We start from the raw sequence: 3,067 nt of genomic DNA on the forward strand, positions 1-3,067 counted from the left end.
TCGCTACGGATCCGGTGCCGAACACCTTAACCTCGCTGGTAAAAGTAACTCGTAGGCTCATTATGCAAAAGGCACGCCGTCACCCTGAAACAAGTTCAGGGCTCCGACCGCTTGTAGGCGCATGGTTTCAGGATCTGTTTCACTCCCCTGTTCGGGGTTCTTTTCACCTTTCCCTCACGGTACTGGTACACTATCGGTCTCCCAGGAGTATTTAGCCTTGGCGGATGGTCCCGCCGGATTCGTACAGGGTTTCACGTGCCCCGCACTACTCAGGATACTGCTATCGGTAACGGTCTTTTCTTGTACGGGACTATCACCCCCTACGGTCTGTCTTTCCAAACAGTTCCAATTCATAACGCACCGAATATCGCAGTCCTACTACCCCGCGCCTGCCGTAACAGGCACGGTTTGGGCTGTTCCGCGTTCGCTCGCCGCTACTGACGGAATCACTCTTGTTTTCTTCTCCTCTGCCTACTTAGATGTTTCAGTTCGGCAGGTTCGCCTCCCGAAACTAGTTCGGGATACCACGCCTTCAGCGTGGTGGGTTGCCCCATTCGGATACCCGCGGATCAAAGTGTATGTGCCACTACCCGCGGATTTTCGCAGCTTATCGCGTCCTTCATCGCCTCTGGGAGCCCAGGCATCCCCCATGCGCCCTTATACAGCTTATTGTACTTTTTGCTCTTTTATTCTGTCCTCGGGCAGCCCCGCCCGTGCGGCGGGACGGCCCTCTTTACATAAGATTCTTTTTTTCTCTCGTATCTCTTTATCTCAATATGTCAATGAACTTTCAGCCCCCCTCCCGTGTCTCCCTCCCCCTTTCGGGGGGAGGCCGGGAGGGGGCTCTCAGTGGAGAATATCGGAGTCGAACCGATGACCTCCTGCGTGCAAGGCAGGCGCTCTAGCCAGCTGAGCTAATCCCCCATTTCTTCGGTCATGGGTTATCAGTTATGGGTTACGAGTACCGGACCCGCAACAAACCCAACTTCTAAAATTTCCTTTCAATATTTCCATTACAGACCCTTTTAACATCTTTTTACAAGATATCACTCCGGTATATAACTTTTAAGAACTTATATGCTCGCCCGGCAATCGATCATGCCCCGACCGCCCCCTCGACCTTAGTAGTCTCGGGCAGACTCGAACTGCCGACCTCTACATTATCAGTGTAGCGCTCTAACCAGCTGAGCTACGAGACTGTTTCTTTTTTTTATTGACAGCTTTAAGCAAAACCACCCCTTGTCAAGACCCACGATCGGTCAAAGGCCTTTTCTCTAGAAAGGAGGTGTTCCAGCCGCACCTTCCGGTACGGCTACCTTGTTACGACTTAGCCCCAGTTACCGGTCTTACCCTAGGCAGCTCCTTGCGGTCACCGACTTCAGGTACCCCCAGCTTCCATGGCTTGACGGGCGGTGTGTACAAGGCCCGGGAACGTATTCACCGGATCATGGCTGATATCCGATTACTAGCGATTCCAGCTTCACGGGGTCGAGTTGCAGACCCCGATCCGAACTGTGACCGGTTTTGTAGATTCGCTCCGCCTTGCGGCGTGGCTGCTCTCTGTACCGGCCATTGTAGCACGTGTGTGGCCCAGGACGTAAGGGCCGTGATGATTTGACGTCATCCCCACCTTCCTCTCGGTTTGCACCGGCAGTCCCGCTAGAGTTCCCGACTTCACTCGCTGGCAACTAACGGCAGGGGTTGCGCTCGTTATAGGACTTAACCTGACACCTCACGGCACGAGCTGACGACAACCATGCAGCACCTTGTAGCCCGTCCGAAGAAAAAAGTGTTTCCACTCCCGTCGGACTACATTTAAGCCCTGGTAAGGTTCCTCGCGTATCATCGAATTAAACCACATGCTCCACCGCTTGTGCGGGCCCCCGTCAATTCCTTTGAGTTTCATTCTTGCGAACGTACTCCCCAGGTGGGATACTTATCACTTTCGCTTGGCCACTGAGCCCAAGGGCCCAACAGCTAGTATCCATCGTTTACGGCGTGGACTACCAGGGTATCTAATCCTGTTCGCTCCCCACGCTTTCGTCCATCAGCGTCAATCGTGCAGTAGTGACCTGCCTTCGCAATAGGTGTTCTGAGTAATATCTATGCATTTCACCGCTACACCACTCATTCCAGCCACTTCCTGCAAATTCAAGGCCGGCAGTATCAAGGGCAGTCCCATAGTTGAGCTATGGAATTTCACCCCTGACTTACCGGCCCGCCTACGGACCCTTTAAACCCAATGATTCCGGATAACGCTTGCACCCTCCGTATTACCGCGGCTGCTGGCACGGAGTTAGCCGGTGCTTATTCGTACGGTACCGTCACCGGCCCACACGTGGGCCTTATTCTTCCCGTACAAAAGCAGTTTACAACCCATAGGGCAGTCTTCCTGCACGCGGCATGGCTGGATCAGTCTTCCGACCATTGTCCAATATTCCTCACTGCTGCCTCCCGTAGGAGTCTGGTCCGTGTCTCAGTACCAGTGTGGGGGGTCTCCCTCTCAGGACCCCTACCTATCGTTGCCATGGGGCGCCGTTACCGCTCCATCAAGCTAATAGGACGCATGCCCATCTTTTACCGCCGGAACTTTACCGTGACGTCCATGCGGACATCGCGGGCCATGGGGTATTAATCCGGATTTCTCCGGGCTATCCCCCAGTAAAAGGTAGGTCGCATACGCGTTACGCACCCGTGCGCCGGTCTCAAAGGGAGCAAGCTCCCTTCTACCCCTCGACTTGCATGTGTTAGGCCTGCCGCTAGCGTTCATCCTGAGCCAGGATCAAACTCTTCATCGTTGTCTTTTAAAAACCGTTCGGCCCTTTGTGAACAACCGTAAAGAATCTCAACTCAAAATGATCTTGCTTAAATTTTCTTACTTGGTCGGTCCCTTCCACTCGGACGATATTGCTATCGCCCCATTGAAAAAGACCGTGCTGTCAACAATATATCAATGAACTCTTCTTCTCTGTCCCTGTACCTTGAAAAGTTTTCGTTTTCAAAGCGGGTGCAAAAGTAATGCGTTTTTTGTTACCCGCAAACTTTTCCGGATCTTTTTTTTGAAAAA

At 52.9% G+C, this 3,067-nt stretch carries 2 tRNA genes and 2 rRNA genes (1 of these 4 only partly in view); all 4 read right to left on the reverse strand.

Annotation, left to right across the window (positions count from 1 at the left end):
• A 23S ribosomal RNA gene (locus tag PSF86_RS17640) occupies nucleotides 1–672 on the reverse strand; it reaches 2,175 nt to the left of the window's first position.
• Between the two features lie 178 nt (nucleotides 673–850).
• A tRNA-Ala gene (locus PSF86_RS17645) sits at nucleotides 851–924 on the reverse strand.
• A gap of 201 nt (nucleotides 925–1,125) precedes the next feature.
• Nucleotides 1,126–1,199, reverse strand: a tRNA-Ile gene (locus PSF86_RS17650).
• Nucleotides 1,200–1,278: 79 nt separating this feature from the next.
• A 16S ribosomal RNA gene (locus PSF86_RS17655) occupies nucleotides 1,279–2,798 on the reverse strand.
• Together the 16S and 23S rRNA genes with 2 tRNA genes alongside form the textbook arrangement of a ribosomal RNA operon.
• Nucleotides 2,799–3,067 lie beyond the last annotated feature (269 nt).

The sequence above is a fragment of the Galbibacter pacificus genome (genome assembly GCF_029603165.1).
Lineage (GTDB): Bacteria > Bacteroidota > Bacteroidia > Flavobacteriales > Flavobacteriaceae > Galbibacter > Galbibacter pacificus.